Genomic DNA, 18,867 nt, shown 5'->3' on the forward strand with positions numbered 1-18,867 from the left:
GACACGATAGGAAGCTCAACCGCTAAATCGGCTTAAGCAAAGCGTGACGTTTTGGCCGCCAAAACCAAAGCTGTTATTCAAAGCGTGCGAGATCTTCGACGGGCGAGCTTCGTTGGCCACATAATCCAAGTCGCAATCCGGATCTTGCGTTTCGTAGTTGATCGTCGGTGGCAAAACACCATCACGCAACGCCATTAAACACACGATCATTTCGGTCACTCCCGCCGCAGCGATCAGGTGCCCCATCATGCTCTTGGTACTGCTAACCGGCACGTTCATCGCGTTTTCGCCAAACACCTCACGGCATGCTTTGGTTTCCACACGGTCGTTGACCTTGGTACTGGTACCGTGCGCGTTGACGTAACCGATGTCGGTCGGATTCAAACCCGCGTCCGCGATCGCCATCCGCATTGCTGCGATACCGCCGTGACCGTCCGGTGGAATGTCGGTGATTCGATATGCGTCCGCTGTCGTCCCGTATCCTGCAACCTCGCCATAAATGGTTGCGCCACGAGCCTGGGCGGCTTCGAGTTCTTCCAGCACCACCATCGCGGAACCTTCGCCCAACACGAAACCATTGCGTCCCGCATCGAATGGTCGACTGGCCTTGGTCGGCTCGTCGTTGCTTTCGGACAACGCCGTCAACAGGTTAAAACCGGTCACGCCAAACGGATGAATCATGCTGTGTGTTCCGCCGGCCAACATCACGTCAGCTTCGCCGCGGCGAATGATTTCCGTCGCTTCACCAACCGCTTGGCTGCTTGCTGCACACGCGGTCAGGCAGTTGAAGTTTGGGCCTTGAGCGTTGAACCGAGCGGCTAGGTGCGCCGCCGGCATGTTGGGCTCTTGTTCGAGCTCTTTGGCGGGATTGAGCAGATCCAATCCGGTCGCGATGAATCGCTTGGCGTCGTACTCACCCGACTGCAGAGCGGCAACCATCATCTTACTGAAGGTACCGAAGTCTTGATTACCTTCACCGCTGCCCAGGTACACACCCATGCGAGTCGGATCGCTAATCGAATCCATCACACCGCTGTCTTTCATCGCTTGCGTTGAAGCCGCGATAGCGAATTGGGTGTGGCGACCTCGAGCGGTATGTTGGTCACCATCGTCGACCGCTTTGGTGATGTCCCAGCCCTTAATTTCAGCTGAAATTTTGGTAGGGAACCCGCTGGCATCGAACAGTGTGGTTGGAGCCACACCGCTGCCACCTTCTTGCAGGCCAGACCAGACGGTCGCAACATCCCAACCCATAGGGTTGATCATTCCGATTCCGGTAACAACGACTCGGCGACGCGACGACATGGACGCTCAAAGATTGTGGTAATAAGGAACCGGTTGCCCGTCAGCGGTTTTCGCAACGTGAAAGAAATTCATCAGTCGCAACATCGCCCGCAGGTCGCCGGGGTTAAACAGAGGACCGTCAACAAGGTGACCTTCCTCCAAAAACGCAAACATCAAATCCGCTTCAGCCTGCAACACACCGTTGCAATGACTCGTCCCGGTAACGGTTGCCCCGAGATCTTGAGTTCGGCCTAACGTGACATGATAGTTCAGCGTGTCACCCGGTTTGGCCGGAGCGTGATACTTCACGCTGGCGACCTTGGCCAGGACGACTCGCTTGGTGAACTGAAAATGTTCGTGGACGAGGATTCCGCCAACTTGGGCGAGCCCCTCGATGATTAGTGTAGGCGGTAGCACAGGATAACCCAGGCTATATCCGTCGAGCACCTCTTCATCGAGAGCCACGTTCTTGATGCCACTGGCATGGGAGCCACTGACAAATTCGGTAAATCGATCGACCCAGAACCAACGCATTGTTTAGGCGTTGACCTTGCTACCGACGTAGCTGCAAAGGTCGCCGACGGTCAACAGGTTGCCGAAATCTTGAACCCGTGGGTTTTCTTCGAACTTCGACAGGTCAGCCCAAGGCATGCGGGTCTTCAAAGTCGCCATACCGTCAGCGGTGACAACACCATCTTGAACGTATTGGCTGTTGGTCAAAATGTCCTCTGGCGAAAGTTCTTCGCGAGGAATTTGGATATCGAAAGATTTTTCAAGCTTGAAAACGATATCCAAGAAGTCGATCGATTCCGCACCCAGGTCGCCGACCAAAGTGGCATCGGGAGTGGCTTCATCTTCGTCAACGCCCAATGCATCAACCAGAGCGGCTTGGACCTTTTCAAAGATATCTTCGTCGGACATCGACATTTTTCGTTCCTAAGAGTGTGTTTGAACTGACAAAAGTAAATTATGGGGTCATCGTCGGCGAGTCATTCTCGCCGGGCATTCGCAATTTCGCCACGACGGGACAATCACCGTATAGCTGAAAGAACTGTTCGCGGGCCAGTCGTTTTAGGTCGGCGTCGGTATCAAGATGTTCCGGATCGCCACTAGAGCAGCTTTCCAGAATCAACCGTGCCGCGACGGTCACACGATCTCCCTTGCGAGCGACCGCCTTGATGGTCGTCATGGGACCATCGGTCTTGAAGACTTCCGCCTCGACAGAAAGTGTCTCGCCGGGCGAAAGAAAATCGCCAAATTTGACGTTACGAACTTCCCGCAAAAGCACCAATGCCTCATCAAAACCAGGCGACATGCGGATCAGCCAGACCGAAGCTTGATGCAAGGCCTCCAGCATCATCACGCCAGGCATGACCGGAAAACGCGGAAAGTGGTCGCGCAGGTATTCCTCTTCGGCGGCCAAAGTTCGCTCACCAACGAGCTTTTGGCCTGGCTCGAGAAGGGTAATGCGATCGAGTTGGCTGTATTTCATGTGGCGAATCTTAGTTGCCCACCCAAAACCCCTCAACCGGAGAATCGCCCCAGAACGGACTGCTTGTCCAAAATTGTTTTGGACGTAGGCGATCGCCCCCCTGTACGCTACCTGCGGCATACTGAACACTCGTCCCCAACCTTTGCCCTGTTTTAGTCACACAATTCAGCTCCCAAAGGTCCTTTTCTGGTTCTCAAGCCTCTTCTTAGAGAGATCGCACGATGTCAATGAACATGATGGAAATTCTAAAAGGCCAGCTCGGCGGAATGGTCGCTGGCCAAATCGCTAAAGCAATCGGCGTGGACCCCAAACTGATCCAAGGCGGAATCGCCGCACTGCTGCCCACGATCCTGGGCGGACTGATGAAACAGGCTTCCACGCCCGAGGGCGCCGCTGAACTGGACAAAACACTGGATTCCGAAGATTTCGGCGGCGGAATGTTCGACAACATCGGCGACATGTTCTCCGGTGGCGACACTGGCAAAATGTCGGAAATGGGCGGCGGACTGGCTGGCAGCCTGTTCGGTGACAAAGCGGATGTGATCGGATCGATCATTGGCAAAGCGACCGGAATGAACGCCGGAACCAGCAAATCGTTGATGGCGATGCTGCTGCCGATCGTGCTGGGTTTCCTAGGCAAACAAAAGAAGTCCCTCGGCCTGGATAGCAGCGGCGTGGCCAATCTCCTGATGAGCCAGAAAGACGAAGTCGCCAAAGCCATGCCTGGCGGGATGGCCGGAGCACTTGGATTGACCGACCTTGGTTTCGAAGACACGCCCATGGACGTCACCGCCAAAACACCTGCCACACCACCTCAGGTAGCTGGAGCGTCCGGCGGGCTGGGTAAGTTCCTGCTTCCGCTTTTCATCGTGGCTGTACTCGCCTTCTTGGCCTATCGCTACCTGGGCGGTGGCGGTGCGAACTTGGATGAACTGAAAAAGAACGCCACTGACGCCGCATCCGGCTTAACCGGCGACACAGCACTTCCTGCGATGGATGCCGCGAGTGTCACCAGCAAACTGAAGGACACCTTCTCTGAATACACTGATACTTTGTCCGACATCACCGACGAAGAATCGGCCAAAGACGCCGTTCCAGAATTGAAGTCGCTTAACGACCAACTTGGCGGCATCACCACACTGTTGGATAAACTTCCCGAAGGCGTCCGCGAGAAGATCAGTGGCAGCGTCGGCAACATGATCACACCAATCAAAGAGATGCTCGACAAGGTGATGGCCATTCCCGGCGTCGGGCCGATTTTGCAGCCCATCGTCGACAACATGCTCGAAAAGGTCGACATGCTGACGGTCTAGTCCGCCGGTGAGCCGATCTCATTTCAAAGCAGGCTGAGGCTTAACCTTCAGCCTGCTGAGATTCGTTGTTGGCGGTTCCAAACAGGCTCAAGCCCAAACCATCCACCGTTGGAGTCCAGGTTTCAGCCTGTCACACACCCAAACCAGGCAGTACTGAGTCTGACACACTGAGTCTGCCCCTCAAAAAACGCTCAGTGCGACTCTCTAACCGGTCGTTCCCAAACCCGATGCGATCGCGTTGACGCTTAACAACAAGCCCGGCAATAGCTGGTCGGCTTGCTGCTGTTCGCCCATCTTTCGATAGCTTCGCCAACGACGGAGCAGCGAGATTTGCTGACGGTGCAGCAAACGCAATCCTTCGCTTCGCAACTGGATCATGCGTTGCACGTTCGGACGCTGCGTTACCAACTCCCCACCGTAAACTTCTTCGACCATTTTGGCGGCTAAACGCCATTCGGTCTCGATGGCGTCAACGAAACGCTCCCTAAGCTTTTCGTCCTCGACCAATTCCGCGTACTGCTTCATCACATCGATATCGACAGCGGATACGCTAGTTGCCACGTTGCTGATCAAGTAGTGCAGCGGTGCCCAATTGCGAAGCTCGGCAACCACGTTTTGGAAGACTTTCGGCTGATCGGCTTTCAGCTTCGCAAGCGCGGTTCCCACGCCGTACCAACCGGACAAGTAACAACGGGCCTGTCCCCAACTGAACACCCAAGGAATCGCTCGCAGGTCGCTTAGCGTGTGCTGTCCGGTTCGACGTGCTGGACGCGATCCAATCCGACTTTGCTCAATCGCATCGATCGGCGTGGCGGCACGAAAGAAATCAACGAACCCGTCGGTATGCAACAACTCGTGGTACGCCGATCGTGCCCACTCGGCCAGTTCGACCAGCGTCGGCTCCAACGCGTGTGGAGCGGCGTCGGACCGAGAATCGCTAAGCGTCTTTCGCGTCGTCCCGGCCAGGAATAGTTCGAGGTTGTAGATCGCGGTCGGTTCGTGGGCATACTTTTGGGCAATAGTCTCGCCCTGCTCGGTTAAACGAATGTCCCCCGCGATCGTTGTGTCAGGCAAGCTCTTGATGAACCGATGCGTTGGTCCTGCACCGCGACTGATCGTGCCGCCTCGGCCGTGGAAGAATCTCACTCGCACACCATGCCGAAGACCGGTTTGAGTCAAACGACGCTGGGCGTGTCGCAAACCCACTAAACTGGCCAAGATCCCGCCGTCTTTGTTACTGTCGCTGTAGCCGATCATGACCTGCCCCACTTTGGTCGCGGAACCCGACACCGGTGCCGTCTTGGCATCGCCCGATACCAAATCGCGGACTTCAGCTTGCCGACCAGCGATAGCTGCCATGCTGCGTCGCGTAATGGGGTGATCTAAAAAGCCATCGTAAATCTCAGGCGACTTTTCGAGGTCATCAATCGTTTCAAACAGCGGAACCACTGGCAAGGGACAGATCGGGCCCTCAGCCGTTGGCTGCAACAAGCCGACTTCCCTTGCCAAAAAGTACACAGCCAACAAGTCTGACGTGTTGCGGGTCATGCTGACAATCAACGCGCCCAGTCCATCAATGCCATACAAGTCCGAGTGCTGCTTGACCACTCGCAAGGCTCCCAACACGGCGTGGGAATCAGGTCCGGCGGTGAAGTCAGGGTGAACCATCGGCCGCGAACTCATCAATTCCTTTTGCAAGAACTCGACTCGTTTCGCTTCGTCCCAATTCGCAAATTGGGTGTCGGCAAAGCCCGCCGCCTGCAAGAGCTGTTCGATTGCTGCATCATGCTTGCCACTGTTTTGCCGAATGTCCAAAACGGCCAAGTGGAACCCAAACGTTTGAGCGATTCGCATTACCGGGGCGACTGAATGATCCGCGATGTCGCTCATGTCGACAGCCACCAGACTGTCGTGCAGGGTACGCAGATCGGCCAACAGTTCATTGGCGTGATGATATTTCCACGGGGCGTCGGGGTTTTCCGGATGATTGTTGATGCCAAGGGCCACGAAATCGCTAGGCAACTTAGCGATCATCAGGTTCAGGAACTGGCGCCACGGTTCGTTGGGGTTGCGTGACAAAGCAGTTTGACCGGTCTCGCCCATCGATTCCGCCAAAGTCGCAATCTGCGATAAGAAGCGATTCGATGGCGGCAACCAGTAAGCCGATAGACTGACCAAACGAGCAAGCTGGACCAGCTCAGCACGCAGCAATTCGATCGCACCGCTGCGAAGCTGCATCAATGTTTCCGCGGTCACTTCCGGAGTGACCAATGGGTGCCCGTCGCGGTCGCCGCCAACCCACGTGCCGAAAGTCAACCGCGGCAACGAAAGAGGATCCTTAATCGCGGCAGGGTCCAATCCCACCTCACTCCACGCTTGACGCAAACGCAGATCTAACGGTCGCATTGCACGCGGGAAAACGTGTTTGAGGTAGTCCATCAGGTTGCGACGTTCGGACTGCAAATCCGGCTTATCGAGATAGATCTCGCCGGTTCGCCACAACACATTCAAAATCGCCTCAATCGCGTGGTCGTTTTCGTTTCGCTTCCAAGGCGGAAGGCCCTCTTGGTGCCGCAATTGAAAACGATCAAACAAACGCCGATGATGCGCCAACACCGTCGCTCGCTTCGCTTCGGTCGGGTGCGCCGTCAACACCAACTCAACACGCACCGACGACAACTGCTCGGCAATCTGGTTGGCTGTCCAGCCTTCGGCGATTAGCTGACGCAAGCTGTCGGCCCACAGCGCGGGCAACTGGTCCATGTGCGATTCACTTTCGATGTGATCTCGAAAGCGAGCAGCCGAACTTTGCTCCGCCATGCTCAAAAGCTGAAATGCGATCGAGTACGCCTGAGTCAACTGGACGCTATCGCTGGGCGTCGGTCGATCCGCCAAAGCTTCGCCGTGGCGAGGCAACAAATCAGCCAGCTCGCCGTCACCGCCATGCCGAAGTACGGTTGCGAACGCTTCGAGCAACCACTCCCAATCACGATCGAGTTGCTGGACGTCGAGTGTCAAGATACTAGAGGAGACCATGGCGATCAGCTTGATGATTGAGTTGGGTTCGCCCAGCTCGACATCTAGCCAGGATCACACGAAATAGAATGTGGCGGCGCGACGGAGGAGTCAATTGGCGGCAACCGCAATTTCTTCAAACTGTGTTCAGAAACCGAGCTGGCGGTGAAGTTCCGTTTGACGATTGAAGTATCGCACATCGTTTGGATTCTCCACGATCGGCAATCGCCGCGGCCGGTTGGCTGACTCGACGTTCGAATCACCAGGCGTCTCCGACATGGCCGCTGCCATCGGTGGTGGCGACAATGCTTGAACATCCGCAGGCGTTGCCGCAATCAACTTGCCCGGCTCCGCTTCCTCGACCGATACCGCACCCATCGCCGCCCTAACATCCGATGACGGGAAACCTAAACCCCTGTCCTTTGATTCGGTGAAGCCGGCCTGATTCAAATGCGAACTCGTTTCTGTCGATGACGGAGGCAAGAAACTCACCCAATCCCTCAGCGAGCGAAACAGGTGCTGCTCGTATTCCGCAATTGGCGGCTTGCCGCTTCCGTCGGGCTCGCCGCCATGATCGATCATCGCATACCGCAACAACTCACTCGATTGTGGATCGCCGGGCTCGCAATACGCCAAGGTTCCTTCAAAATTTTCGATCGTGCCGGTTCTCGATACCCGGCTACCGGTTTGCGGCAGCGTGAGTGTCCATTGCCGATCGGTCGACTCGTTGTGGCAACGTCCACATCGCGACAGCAAAATCGCTTGGACCCGTGCGGCAAAGACATGCAACTCGGGGCTCGCCTGACGCGTATCCACTGACGATAGACGCTGCACCTCGCTTGGCGATGCGTTGTCCAGAGACGTCTCTTCGTTAGCCAGAAAACTGGTTTGGCTGACCGGCGGCGTATTCGACGATTCAATGGATTCGTCTGCTTGGCTCATCTTTCGACGCAATCGACTTTCCAATTGCACCGCGATCGGATGATTAGGCACCACCTGATAAATTGCCATCAAAAGCTTGGTCGCTTGAACCGGCATGCCTTGGTCCACACACCAACCAGCATCGTCCAATAATTCGTTCAACCGAAATTGGCTACTACGCCGCTTGAATGTTTGTCGTGCAGTGAACAATCCCATCAGGTCATCGCGAATTGCGACCACTTGGTCCGCTCGAAGGGTGATTTCCGCATCGCGATCTTTACGCACCGTTACCATGGATCCTCGCGTGATCACGTGCCCTGAAAGAACATGATCGTTCCGCAGCAACACGAAGCGAGTCGTCCTGGCGGCATGGTCAGTCGATGTCGCTATTGGGCTGGTCACCGGCATACCGTCAAGCGTTTGCGCCGATACGCGGCTCGTATTCATCAACGACGCTAATAGCCCGGACGCCAATAGCCCGAATACAAGCATCCATCCGGCCCATCCATCTTGGCGCATGCACACCCACAAGTGGGGCGGGAAGCGATATCGAGATGAGTCGCGGAGTAATTGCATGATGCGTAGCGGTAGCAAAACACACGCCACAGCGTCAAGACGGATGGGCCAAGCCAACACCGTGACAACGTAAACGAAACACTTCATCGAATTGCCGCTTTGACCTTTCGACCAACTGAACGGATCGAAGACACTATTGAAATGATGACCCAAATATCAACGAGTATCGTTCAACTCGCCTGCCGGATCACCGACGTGTACCTCGCCACCGACGCACCCGACGCACCCGACGCACCCAATGGGCTTCGCCACCGACGCCTGCGTGAACTCGCTCTCGCGTGGTTTGCAGTTTGCGGGATAACGCTGGCGTTTTCAGGGAACCTGTGCGCTCAATTTCCGCCAGCGCCTACCAATAGCACGCCCGTCATCCCGGTCGGCTATCGCTTTCAAGCCGATGCCGAGCCGAGCAATGGGACGCCAGGAAAAGCTGCCCCGGTCGCGATCGATCCTGACTCGCTGACCAATGCTGAAGCCGTTGCCGCTGAAGCCAAACGTATTACCGAGGATACGACTCTCGATCCCAATCTACGCGATCGGATTTTGGCCTCGCTGAAGGACATCGATACCACTCTGGCCAAACATCGAAGCGCGGCCGACGAACAGGCCGCCTTCAAAAAGTCGCTCTCCAAAATTGCAATTGATAAAGGGATTGCAACCCGCAATGCCAAGCGGGAAATCAAACCTGCCGAGGAAGTGAACGGGCGATCGATGTCGCTCGAGGAACTGAAACAATACGAGATTAAGGCCAGCACCAACCTCGCCGCCGCTCGCGAAGCACTGCAAAAAGCCGACTCCGCAATCACGGCTCGAAAGTCACGACTGGAAAAGCTTCCGGGCGAAATCGCAAAACTGCGTCAAGAAATTGACACGCTGGAAGCTTCGTCCATTGGCGAACTCAACGATGACCCCAACGGCCAACTGAAACTGGTACGGGAAGCTCATCGCAAAGCCGAAATCGCGACCGCGAAACAACGTCTTGAGGCGATGCAGACCGAACAATTGCTGCTTGAGGCGCAGGTGGATTTGCTGCCGCTTCGAAAAGAAGCGGAAGAGAAGAACGTTCTGGAAGCCGAGATGGCCTTCAACCGCTGGTCCGCGGTGATCCAGAAGATGCGTCAAAACCAAGTCACGCTGGAACTCGCCAAATACGAAAAAGAACTCGAACGAGCGAATCGCGATCCAAGTCTTTCTCAGGTTCTCAAGCTAAAAGACATCTGGGTCAAAATCATCGGGGAAACCGATCAAACCGACCGGCTGCTGACCAAAGAAAAGGCTGAAACGGCCAAGTGGTCCGAACGGCTCGCCGATACCCAGAAAAAGATCGCGGATTCCAATACCGAGGGTGGTGGGCTTTCCAGCAGCGCTGGTTTGCAACTGCAATTGATGAAGAATCGCCTTCCGTCGACAACGGCGATCAGCCGCCAAATTTCCGCGATCGATCAGGTGATCGAAGAACGTCGCGATTTGCAACGGCGGCTTGAATTGACCCTCGAAGGTATTGACGATTCCGTGGCTGGCGAACTGCCCATGGATGTGTTTTCGCAACAGGTCATTTTGGGAGCTCATCGCTCGCAATCGGACCTTCCTGATACGGAGGTGCAGCTTCTCGGCAAGTTCATCGCGGACCTTGAAACACACCTTAATAAACTCGCCGATCGTCGCCAGGAACTGGAAACCCAGCGTAAAGTCGTTACCACATTGCTGGCTGAAATCGACCTGCACGTCGTGTGGATTCGCAACGAACCCCTCTTCCACGTGCGAGACGTACCGCTGGCTTGGCAAGCGTTTCGTTGGATTGTTCATCCACATCACCTGAAACTTCTGGCCAGTCGGCTAGCGACCGGTTTCTGGCAACGCCCCGAATTGATCGTCATCGCACTGGTCGCCTTCCTCACCATCCTGGTTGCCGGTGCCAGACTCCGTCGCCGGATGCTGACGCTTGGGGAACGCGCCGCCAGTCGCCAAAGCACATCCTTGCGTCCTACTTTTGCGGCAACGCTTTTGTCCGCTGCATTAGTGCTTCCCTTGGTAATCCTGTTGTGGATTGTGGGAGATGCATTCATTGCTTCGCGAGGAGAAGAACCGCTGGTTCGCGCCTTAGCCAAAGCCTTTCACCTAGCGGCCATCGCAGTCTTACCCATCGAACTGCTCCGCCAATGGCTACGCCCCCGCGGGCTTGCCATCGCTCACTTCGACATCGACGAAGAATCGATCAAAGGCCTACGACGTTGGCTGCGAATTCTAATCGACCTCGGCGTTCCCATCTTGCTTGTATTCGCTACCGCGCATTACCTCGGCAGCTACCAACTGACCCAAGCACTCGGGCGAGTCATGCTGGTTAGCGGCATGGTGCTGTTGAGCTGCGTCTTGTGGAAAATGTTAGAACCGGAGCAGGGCATTTTCTCAGTTTCCATCCGCGAAAAGCCCAACGGCTGGCTCGCCCGACTACGACATGTTTGGTTCCTTCCAATCGTCGTGATGCCCATCCTGTTCTCAGGGGTCGCTTTGGCCGGATACGGAAGCGCCGCGGTCGTCTTGATTCGCCAACTGTACTGGACGCTATGGCTTTGCCTGTTGACTTTTTATCTGAATGGCTTGATGCGACGTTGGCTGCTAACCCAACGCCGACGTCTGGCATGGGCGGTCCACCGCGAGCGACTGGAAGAAAATCAGCGAATTGGCGGAGTCGCCGGACTCGAAGGCGTTGAAGTTGAGCCCACCACCAGCTTGGAAGCTGCGGAAATCAATGCTCAAACGAGCCGACTGGTCAGCACCTTCTTGTTCATTGCCGCGTTGATCGGAGTGGCCTATATCTGGTCCCCCGTCTTACCCGCAATTGGCTATTTAGAAGCCGTCCACCTGTGGTCAATCGTTGGCGAAAACGAAGAGAAAACTTGGGTCACGCTTGCGGACGCGATCAAGGCGATTCCAGTTCTAATTTTGACCTGGGCTTCGGTGCGCAACCTTCCCGGTTTGATCGAGGGTGTGCTGCTGGAACGACTGCCATTGGAAAAGCCTGTTCGTTACGCGATCACGACGCTAGGTACCTACGCACTGTTGTTCATTGGACTCGCTTTCAGCGCCCGAACGTTCGGTTTGCGATGGGACAACATCCAGTGGCTTGTCGCGGCGTTGGGCGTCGGTCTTGGGTTTGGTTTGCAAGAAATCTTCGCCAACTTTGTGAGCGGGCTCATTCTCCTATTCGAACAACCTATTCGAGTCGGCGATATCGTTACGCTCGGCGACACCACCGGCGTCGTTGCCAAGATCCGCATGCGAGCGACCACGGTGACCAACTGGGATCGCCAGGAACTGATCATTCCCAACAAGGATTTGATTACCGGTCGCTTGGTCAACTGGACGCTCTCGGACACAACCAACCGAGTCGTGATCAACGTGGGCGTCGCCTACGGAAGCGACACCGAAGCCGCATGTGACTTGCTCCGCGATATTTGCCAAGAGCACCAAGCGATCAAGGTTGATCCTTCCCCGGTCGTGACCTTCGAAGGCTTCGGCGATTCGACATTGAACTTGGTGGTTCGTTGCTATCTTTCGGACTTGGACAATCGTTTGCGGACGATCCATGAACTGCATACCGAAATCAACAAACGGTTTAACAAGGCCCAAATCGAAATCGCGTTCCCACAACGTGATTTGCACCTTCGATCGCTTCCCAAAGAACTGATCGATTCCATCGCGACGAGTGCCAAATCGAATGCCCCAACGACCTAAAGCGTTCGAGCACTCGAACCGTGTTGCTACCAAGTGCGGGCCCGATCCGTTCGTCAACAATTGCCAACAAAAGTCGCGGCCGACAACTCGCTCGCGAGCTTGTTGTGCCTAAGCTCTGGAAGCCGTTGCAATTAAGTCTTCGGTCTACGGAAGATGTTCAGGTGTGAGTCCACAACTTCGCCTGTTTCAGGGTCGTGGAGAACCCACTTCCCCTCTTCCAGGATCTCAAGCAGGTCCCGAAGCATATTGACGGCCAATCCAAGCGACTGGAGCGAACCGACGCCGTGGATGAACATCGGCTTGTAGAAATCACCAAACTCGAGAAGTGTCCGAAAGGTGTGCCCGCTGGCGTCCTTCGGATCAAGCTCCGGAGCGTGAAGTGCGATACACAACCGGCGGCTCGCCCCCGAACGGACAGCATTGAGGTTGAGTTCAGCAATCCGTGGCATAAGCGTTCAGTCGGATAAAAAGATCGGTAAGGTCCATGACGCAAGGCAAGCCGCCAGACAATCGCTGCTTACCAGGTAGCGTCCAGTCTACCAACTTGGTCCACATCGCTGAAACGAAGTCTCACACCACCTCCTTCCGCGTAGCTGACCGAGGCCCCTCGGTCAGTACCACGACACGACCGACCGAGGGCCTCAGTCGGTTACAGGGTGAGTGCTCGAAAGACTCGGTATTTCCGCCTGAACGTCAAGCATGACCAGTGCAAGCTGAAAACCCATCACACCGTGAATTGCCTTCGCGCACATCCGCACCCAATCGACGTATCCATTCCAAGCCCTACGCCTCTCTCGTAGCTGACCGAGGCCTCTCGGTCAGTACCACACCAAACCATCTGAGAGCCTCAGGCGGTTACGAGGTTAGGTGATCGATTGATCGCCAATTCCTAGGACGGGCAAACGGAAGCGATTCGCTTCACGCCAAATTAGAACTGGCTTCTCCACCCAAGTGCGGCGCTCGATAAGACATGTTTTCAGTCCTTACGCGTCGATCTCGCCACGGACGAACCCTGGCGAATCCGTCCGATCCGGATCGATCTACCGGCGTGATGCAGCACTGTAGAAGCTGCGTTTGCTGACCTTGGGCACTGCGATTGGCATCGGTTGAATGTCAAAAGGGTATCGCTGTGCTACACACTTCACTGGCACGCCCTGGGTAGTCTGTTGCTTTACATGGCTGGCAAGCTTTGGGTCCACGTTGAATGCCCGGTACTCGTTCATAACCGCAAGAATCGGTTCGGCGTACTGGAAATTTCCGCCTGGCAATTCATGCCCCAGTTCCTCGAAGCTACCGATGGTCACGATCGATTGAGTCCGGTCGTGGAATTGGTAGGCTTCGACACCGTCTTCACGTAGCAATTCAACCATTTTGTCAGCATCAGCCGCACAACGATCCAGTCGCTCGCCACTGGGTTCAAATTGTTTATCCTTCTTGCCATCGACGATGGTGTTGAAGCCAGAGAAAGTCCGCACAACGACGGTGTACTTTCCATCACATTCAATCAGGCTGTGCTGCTTGCCTTCATTTAAGTTTCGGACAAAAGAATCAACTTGTGGTGCCTGAAAATAGTCGTCTGGAAGCATTGGGTTACGGGTCAAGAACGCATTACCCATGGCACCGGTTTTCTGGTCACCCATGCGAGTGACTAATTTTTGGTGCCAGGCCTTCACTGCTGTGACAGGGTTGCGAATGTCGTTTTCAGCCGCCATTTCCTTGGCGTCGCCGAAAACAGCACAACTCGCGGTTTTGACCTTTTGTAGGTCGCTTTCGATCCGTGGATGTTCGGCCGAATCATATTCGCCCACCAAGACTGCGTGAGCTTGGTAGCGAATCGGATTCTTGTATTTCATTTTGCGTTGGTAGCCAGCACTGCCGCCCGTTCGCTGGATCGGGGACCCCGGATTCAGTTCGCCTGAAAAATCAAAGTCCTCTTCATAGATGAACGCCGGCATATTGAGATCTTGGCGAACTTCCATCACCAATCGCTCCGCACGCTCTTGCGATCCCGGACCGACAAAGGTGTGGGCCAGAATCATCCATGGGCCATCTTCTTGGGTCAGTTTGTAGGCTTTCGACGAGTCAGCTTCGACCTTGGCCCCCCGAGAGAACATTCTCAACAGGGACGGCCCTTCAGCCGACGAGCTATTGGGAGCGAACCCGAGTCCGATCAGGATGACGAGTGTGGACCAAGTCGAACAATTTCGTAGCAGCTTGCTCATGAAATGTCGTTTCCAGCGTTCAGGGGAGGGCCATGGGGATCAATTCGTGCATACGATCCGTTAACGAATCGAGCCGTATCGTCGGAGTTATCAAAAATTCGTCTTTTGAGTAAAGCCCGGCACGGATGGATTGATGGGTTTTGGACCAATCAACTCCGCACTTTCCCGGAAGCCCCTAAATTTGGCGGCCGCGTCTCGAAAGTCTGGGCAAAGGAGGCTTGTGTTCGCCACCGGGGTGGGTTTTGGCAACAGCCAGATTGCTCCAGGTTCGATCGTCTACAATAAGACCGCTCGAACGAGATGACTGGCCGTACACCAAACTGGCATGTTGCTCCGATCACCGTGACGAGCCTGTATTCAGCAACCTGGTTTACCCAAACCACCAACCTTATTCCGCAATCCGCTGTGTCTGGACGCCGCGAGCAAACGCTCGCTGATTATGCCGCTATCGCATTAGCACCCATTTTGGTGTTTGCGATGCTGTATAGCTTGGCCGGATTCCTGGTCCTGATTTTCTATTCCGGACACTATCCAACTCGGGTGATGTGGACGCTGTTTTTCTACACGATGGGAGTCACCGCCAGCGCTCGCATGTCGATCGAGCAGAGTCGCGAATACTCACTGGGTTACATCGTGGCCCTCGGCATCGCAACGTTCATCGTCCTATTTCGGTTTGTCGGTAATCCGATCGCGTCGCTCATCGTGATCGCGGTAGTAGGCTACCTCGCCGACCGGATCGTGCACGACTGCACCATCGTCGATGACAGCATCGACAGCAGTGGTCAGGGGCTGATCGACTCCGCAAAAGGAATGATGCGATTGCTGCGAGGCTCGGCCCGCCGTGATGAGGCCGATCCAGATGCTTCGACGCCCCCAGAAACCACCGGTGACACGGTGCCCAGCGTTACGAGTTTCAAGAGCGAGGCCAGTCAGCCTGGCCGGACGGTGCTGTACCTGGCCTTGGGAGCCTTACCGCTGTTCGGGCTGGGGCAGTTCTTCTTGGGCGAAGCCAGCGGTCTGGCTGCTCGAAAACTGCTAACGATCTATCTGTTTTCTAGCCTCTCGTTGTTAGTGGTGACGTCGTTCCTCAACTTGCGTCGCTACCTGAGACAACGTGACACTGAAATGCCAGTGCAAACCACGGTTGCTTGGTTGGTTGGCGGCATGGTGATGATTGCCGCTATCTTGCTGCTCGCCTTGTTGGCACCTCTTCCCGGTCGCACCTTGGCGTCATTCGAGATGCCAATATTGTTCGACACCGACAAACCATTTTCCGGCAGCCAATATGGCTGGGGCGACGAGGGCGCCGAGCAATCATCGAGCGGCGATGCCCAGTCCGATGACTTGCGTGAGGAAACCGAATCGCCCGCAGAGCAAACCGGTTCATCGACGCAAACTAAAAAAGGCGCCCCTCCCGGCGGCAACCAAGGACAACGCGATGACGGCCCGGTCGGCAGCGATCCTGGTGGTAAGCAGGGCAAACCAAGTTCGGAAGGCCAAACCTCCAACAGTGAAAAGCAAGGCGAACCCCAAGCCTCCGAAGAGGGGAAAAACAAGTCAGACGGATCTGGGGCCAAACCGAAAAATGCAGGGAAGTCAGATGCTGATGCGAGTACACCACCCAATGGAGAGTCGCAATCAAAACCAAAGCAATCCGATTCGAACAAGTCGGAATCAGAGGACTCCAAACCCACCAATCCCAAGTCCAAACCCGACGAACCGGGACCAACCAAACAAGCTTCGAACCCTCAGCCCCCAAATCAAAAAGATCCAAACGCCAAACCGGATGAATCGAAACCGGACCAACCGAAACCGGACTCCAGCAAACCGAAATCCGAGCAACCCAAGCCGGACAATTCCCAAGCCGCCCCGTCCAAATCGACTCAGTCCAATTCACCAGAGTCACAGGATCCAGATCAGACGAAATCAGCGACTCGCCAGCGGGACAATAGCACGCCAGAGTCCGAATCCAGCGAAGCGTTTTCGGCAGCCAAAAAGCAACAATTTGGCGAGTTAATCAACGGCGCATCCAACTGGCTGAAGTCGATCTTCATCGCATTTTTGGTAGGGATCGTTCTACTCTACCTGTACTTGAACCACGAGGCTTTGATCGATTGGATCAACCGAGTTATGGCGGGCCGATCGTCGCCGCACCGGGCCCGAGAACCGCTATCCACGGCGTCGCCATCCGATGCAGTGGACGAGCCATCATTTGCCTCGATCCGAAACCCAATCGGACAACAAGAACCCGGCAAAGCCATCGTGGTCACGTTTCAAGCCTTAGAAGCGTGGGCGAGAGAACAAGGCATTCGCCGCAGCAATGACGAAACCCCCAGCGAGTTTGTCGTACGATTGGTCGCCCAGTTCCCCGCGTTGAAGCGTTCAGCATTGAAAGTGGTCGGCGCGTACAACCGGGTCGTTTACGGACGCTCCGCTGCAGGAACCAAGGACATCCAAGCGGCTGCCGATGTCTGGGAAGTGATGCGGCCTCAACTGGAAGAATGAACGCTGTTTACCAGCGGGTTTCCATTTGGCTAACAATGCGACCGGCAAGGTCCTCGATTGCTTGTTGCATCGCCGTATCAACGGACTGCCCCGCCTCGGGCACAAACCGCTCGTCCTGACTAAATAGGATGGTCAAGTCATCAGTTGGCACAATGGAATTGCTCAGCAACAGTTGACCGTTTCGGTTGGTCCAAGACGCACGAACCTGAACCGCGGCATCGAGCGCTCGCGGATAGTCTTCCGTTGTCTCGGTCAACACCCGTTTGGTTTCGCCAATCACTTCACAGCGAAGCGTGGTATCCGCCATCGGGTCGGCAGTGACCTTATACGGGGTTCGCAGCTCGATTTCCCGAACCAAAGCTTCGGTAAGCTGGACGCCCAGGTCATGCCGAAATGTGGCATCACGCACGATCGGAATGTGAACCGTACGGATTCCCGGCGGGAACATCGCCGCGTTGCCGAACTGGTAAGGAGCGCAACCGCACTGCCCAACGATTCCTAGCAAGGTTACGAGGCAAAACGACAAAGCGATCGTGGATGAACACCGGCTCACCGTAGGATGGTCTCCCGCTTTTCGCCCGTTGGCGATTCAAAGCTAAATTCCAGCGGGCTGGATCGTTTGCTATCGGGAAAGACGGTTCGCAACCAAGTCAGACGCTTTTCCGGAACAGCTGGCAGACCGGATGTTTTCAACAATCGCTCTCGAGCTTTTTCAGCCAGCGGCGTGTTGGGGTAATCTTCCAAAATACGTTGATAGTACTCGTTCGCGGCACGATACTCTTTCTTCTTTTCGCGGTATTGTGCGCGGGTGAAAAGGTGTTCGGAGTGCCGATAGGCGACCTCGGCAGCGGCGCGAGCAAGCATGTCACCGGTCTCTTTGTCTTGCAACTTATTGGGGAATCGCTCTCGAGTTTGCTGGACCAGCTTTTCGGCCTCTTCCAACATCAAACCGCTGTATTCCGGTCCAGCATAAACCTCCAGCTTGCACCGAATTCCTAGCATGTGAGCAAGGAAAAAGTGCTCACTGTCAGGAAACGTTTCACGAAGATCGGTCAGAAACTCGTCGGCCATTTCGAAATCGCCTTGACGAATATGCTCCGCTGCGGCGGCCATCGTGGCATCATCGGCAAGGCGACCGGTGGGATCGTCATAGCGAATCGAATCGAGGACGCGGATCGCGTGCCCATCGACATCAATTCGTGGGCGTGTGGGGTCGAACAGATTGATCGGCATCCAGCTTCCTTCGGATGCTTTTTCGGTGTCGATCCAGTACTGAGTCACGGAAAACAATCGCGAGGCGATCCGGTCGCTATGCCGGTTTCGCGGATAGTCTTTTTGTAAGCTTTGATAAACGTCAGTCGCTTCGGTCAACTGATCGGCAAAAAACAGACTCTCGGCCTGCATGAACATGGCATCTTGGGACAGCGCCGACCCAGGTTCCGCTTCGGCAGCCCGACGAAAAAGCTTGGCTGCTTTTATAAATTCTTTTTTCTCACTGCCTTCGGTCTCGCCGTCGCGAGCGACCTGGCCCGCCGCTTCGGCGGCCCGCCGGAACACAGCGTCACCTTCTTGGTATAGCTCTTTCGCTTTGACCGCATTGGCTTGTTCTTTGCCCGTCAAGAATCGTGAAACTCGATCGGCTGCGGATTGAGTCGAATGCCACAAATTGTCGATAGGGTCTTGTCCTTGGACGACCGAAGCTTGCGTTAAAGCAAGTGAAACAGCGATCCACTGAAGCAAAACCACTCGTTTTAAAATTGACGAGTGCCGAGTTGATGGAGCAAGCCAAGCGGCCATGAAACAATCC

The 18,867-nt window shown here is 55.3% G+C and carries 13 protein-coding genes; 3 read left to right on the plus strand and 10 right to left on the minus strand.

The annotated features are described in order from the left end of the window. Positions 1 to 15 precede the first annotated feature (15 nt). From ACR3ZL_RS22635 to ACR3ZL_RS22650, 4 genes are read right to left on the minus strand one after another with little or no spacing between them, the layout of a single operon-like run. A complete protein-coding gene (locus tag ACR3ZL_RS22635) occupies positions 16 to 1,305 on the minus strand; it encodes a beta-ketoacyl-[acyl-carrier-protein] synthase family protein (protein WP_473650819.1) in 1,290 nt (429 codons plus the stop codon). 6 nt (positions 1,306 to 1,311) lie between these two features. Continuing rightward, positions 1,312 to 1,818 carry a 3-hydroxyacyl-ACP dehydratase FabZ family protein gene (locus ACR3ZL_RS22640; RefSeq protein WP_473650818.1) on the minus strand — a complete coding sequence of 169 codons (507 nt, stop codon included), beginning with the start codon at positions 1,816 to 1,818 and terminating at the stop codon, positions 1,312 to 1,314. 3 nt (positions 1,819 to 1,821) lie between these two features. Next, positions 1,822 to 2,211 (minus strand): acyl carrier protein, encoded by a 390-nt coding sequence (locus ACR3ZL_RS22645; protein ID WP_473650817.1) that lies wholly within the window; start codon positions 2,209 to 2,211, stop codon positions 1,822 to 1,824. A 40-nt stretch (positions 2,212 to 2,251) separates the two neighbouring features. Beyond that, a complete protein-coding gene (locus tag ACR3ZL_RS22650) occupies positions 2,252 to 2,776 on the minus strand; it encodes a 3-hydroxyacyl-ACP dehydratase FabZ family protein (protein WP_473650816.1) in 525 nt (174 codons plus the stop codon). A gap of 221 nt (positions 2,777 to 2,997) precedes the next feature. Here ACR3ZL_RS22650 and ACR3ZL_RS22655 point away from each other — a divergent pair, with 221 nt between their 5' ends. Further along, the gene (locus ACR3ZL_RS22655) at positions 2,998 to 4,089 is read left to right on the plus strand and encodes a DUF937 domain-containing protein (protein ID WP_473650815.1); all 1,092 of its coding nucleotides are present in this window, start codon (positions 2,998 to 3,000) and stop codon (positions 4,087 to 4,089) included. A gap of 204 nt (positions 4,090 to 4,293) precedes the next feature. On the opposite strand, the gene ACR3ZL_RS22660 is transcribed toward ACR3ZL_RS22655, so the two are convergent. After that, a complete protein-coding gene (locus ACR3ZL_RS22660; RefSeq protein ID WP_473650814.1) occupies positions 4,294 to 7,125 on the minus strand; it encodes a phosphoenolpyruvate carboxylase in 2,832 nt (943 codons plus the stop codon). 126 nt (positions 7,126 to 7,251) lie between these two features. Further along, complete coding sequence (locus ACR3ZL_RS22665) at positions 7,252 to 8,688, minus strand: hypothetical protein (RefSeq protein ID WP_473650813.1); 1,437 nt, start codon at positions 8,686 to 8,688, stop codon at positions 7,252 to 7,254. Between the two features lie 54 nt (positions 8,689 to 8,742). Between ACR3ZL_RS22665 and ACR3ZL_RS22670 the strand changes: the two genes are divergently transcribed. Beyond that, on the plus strand, positions 8,743 to 12,333 hold the full coding sequence (locus ACR3ZL_RS22670) for a mechanosensitive ion channel domain-containing protein (protein WP_486172984.1): 3,591 nt from the start codon (positions 8,743 to 8,745) through the stop codon (positions 12,331 to 12,333). A gap of 131 nt (positions 12,334 to 12,464) precedes the next feature. On the opposite strand, the gene ACR3ZL_RS22675 is transcribed toward ACR3ZL_RS22670, so the two are convergent. Next, positions 12,465 to 12,782 carry a hypothetical protein gene (locus ACR3ZL_RS22675; protein ID WP_473650812.1) on the minus strand — a complete coding sequence of 106 codons (318 nt, stop codon included), beginning with the start codon at positions 12,780 to 12,782 and terminating at the stop codon, positions 12,465 to 12,467. Between the two features lie 591 nt (positions 12,783 to 13,373). Continuing rightward, positions 13,374 to 14,555 (minus strand): hypothetical protein, encoded by a 1,182-nt coding sequence (locus tag ACR3ZL_RS22680; protein WP_473650811.1) that lies wholly within the window; start codon positions 14,553 to 14,555, stop codon positions 13,374 to 13,376. A 300-nt stretch (positions 14,556 to 14,855) separates the two neighbouring features. On the opposite strand from ACR3ZL_RS22680, the gene ACR3ZL_RS22685 reads away from it, so the two are divergent. Next, a complete protein-coding gene (locus tag ACR3ZL_RS22685; RefSeq protein ID WP_486172985.1) occupies positions 14,856 to 17,060 on the plus strand; it encodes a DUF4129 domain-containing protein in 2,205 nt (734 codons plus the stop codon). A 7-nt stretch (positions 17,061 to 17,067) separates the two neighbouring features. Here ACR3ZL_RS22685 and lptE read toward each other — a convergent pair whose 3' ends face one another. Both lptE and ACR3ZL_RS22695 read right to left on the minus strand, forming a co-directional pair. Beyond that, entirely contained in the window at positions 17,068 to 17,592 is a 525-nt protein-coding gene (lptE, locus tag ACR3ZL_RS22690) for an LPS assembly lipoprotein LptE (protein ID WP_486173605.1), read from the minus strand. A gap of 17 nt (positions 17,593 to 17,609) precedes the next feature. Next, positions 17,610 to 18,857: a tetratricopeptide repeat protein gene (locus ACR3ZL_RS22695; protein WP_473650808.1), complete on the minus strand. Its 1,248-nt coding sequence runs from the start codon at positions 18,855 to 18,857 to the stop codon at positions 17,610 to 17,612. Positions 18,858 to 18,867: the final 10 nt, after the last annotated feature.

The sequence above is a fragment of the Rhodopirellula sp. J20-39 genome (assembly GCF_057365095.1).

Excerpts from the sequence above, each read along its gene's own strand:
- ACR3ZL_RS22635 (WP_473650819.1), bottom strand. The coding sequence starts at position 1,305 with ATGTCGTCGCGTCGCCGAGTCGTTGTTACCGGAATCGGAATGATCAAC.
- ACR3ZL_RS22640 (WP_473650818.1), bottom strand. The coding sequence starts at position 1,818 with ATGCGTTGGTTCTGGGTCGATCGATTTACCGAATTTGTCAGTGGCTCC.
- ACR3ZL_RS22645 (WP_473650817.1), bottom strand. The coding sequence starts at position 2,211 with ATGTCGATGTCCGACGAAGATATCTTTGAAAAGGTCCAAGCCGCTCTG.
- ACR3ZL_RS22650 (WP_473650816.1), bottom strand. The coding sequence starts at position 2,776 with ATGAAATACAGCCAACTCGATCGCATTACCCTTCTCGAGCCAGGCCAA.
- ACR3ZL_RS22655 (WP_473650815.1), top strand. The coding sequence starts at position 2,998 with ATGTCAATGAACATGATGGAAATTCTAAAAGGCCAGCTCGGCGGAATG.
- ACR3ZL_RS22660 (WP_473650814.1), bottom strand. The coding sequence starts at position 7,125 with ATGGTCTCCTCTAGTATCTTGACACTCGACGTCCAGCAACTCGATCGT.
- ACR3ZL_RS22665 (WP_473650813.1), bottom strand. The coding sequence starts at position 8,688 with ATGAAGTGTTTCGTTTACGTTGTCACGGTGTTGGCTTGGCCCATCCGT.
- ACR3ZL_RS22670 (WP_486172984.1), top strand. The coding sequence starts at position 8,743 with ATGATGACCCAAATATCAACGAGTATCGTTCAACTCGCCTGCCGGATC.
- ACR3ZL_RS22675 (WP_473650812.1), bottom strand. The coding sequence starts at position 12,782 with ATGCCACGGATTGCTGAACTCAACCTCAATGCTGTCCGTTCGGGGGCG.
- ACR3ZL_RS22680 (WP_473650811.1), bottom strand. The coding sequence starts at position 14,555 with ATGAGCAAGCTGCTACGAAATTGTTCGACTTGGTCCACACTCGTCATC.
- ACR3ZL_RS22685 (WP_486172985.1), top strand. The coding sequence starts at position 14,856 with ATGACTGGCCGTACACCAAACTGGCATGTTGCTCCGATCACCGTGACG.
- ACR3ZL_RS22695 (WP_473650808.1), bottom strand. The coding sequence starts at position 18,857 with ATGGCCGCTTGGCTTGCTCCATCAACTCGGCACTCGTCAATTTTAAAA.